The organism is Pseudomonas sp. EA_65y_Pfl1_P113 (assembly GCF_963970525.1).
Lineage (GTDB): Bacteria > Pseudomonadota > Gammaproteobacteria > Pseudomonadales > Pseudomonadaceae > Aquipseudomonas > Aquipseudomonas tritici.
Genome location: NZ_CAXAQM010000456.1, coordinates 1 through 481 on the forward strand (window position 1 = coordinate 1; position 481 = coordinate 481).

The following is a 481-nucleotide window of genomic DNA, read 5'->3' on the forward strand; positions in this document are numbered from 1 at the left end:
CTTCACGTCTCGCGCGGTCGCACCAGCGGCAAGATCGACCTTATCATCATCGACACGCCCGCGAACTCCAAAGACATTGCCATGCTCGCGGCCGAGCAGGCGGATTTCGTCATCATCCCCGTCGCGCCGCGCGGGTTGGACGTTCATTCGGTGCTGCAGACCGTCAAACAGGTGCAGCAGGCCGGCACCCCTTTCGCCGTCATCTTAACCCAGGTTCCGCACCAAGGCGGGGAGGGGCAGGAGGCCCATGCCGGGTTCGCGGCCAAGGGCGTGACGATGTTCAACAATCGGCTTCACTTCCGCAAGGACTACTACAAGGCGACGCCGCTTGGACGCACCGCAGCCGAGACGGAGCCGGACAGCAAGGCCGCAGCCGAGCTGCGCGCCGCGTATGACGAGGCTAAGCGACTAAGCGGCTTTACGACTAAGCCAGTAAGCGAAGCGGCATAATGGCGAAGAAACCTTCCGCGCTCGCCAGCAT

Annotated in this window: 1 pseudogene; it reads left to right on the plus strand. The window is 63.2% G+C overall.

The window, feature by feature from the left end:
- Positions 1-450 (plus strand): annotated as a pseudogene (locus tag AACY52_RS30550) (hypothetical protein); the annotation flags it as partial.
- Positions 451-481 lie beyond the last annotated feature (31 nt).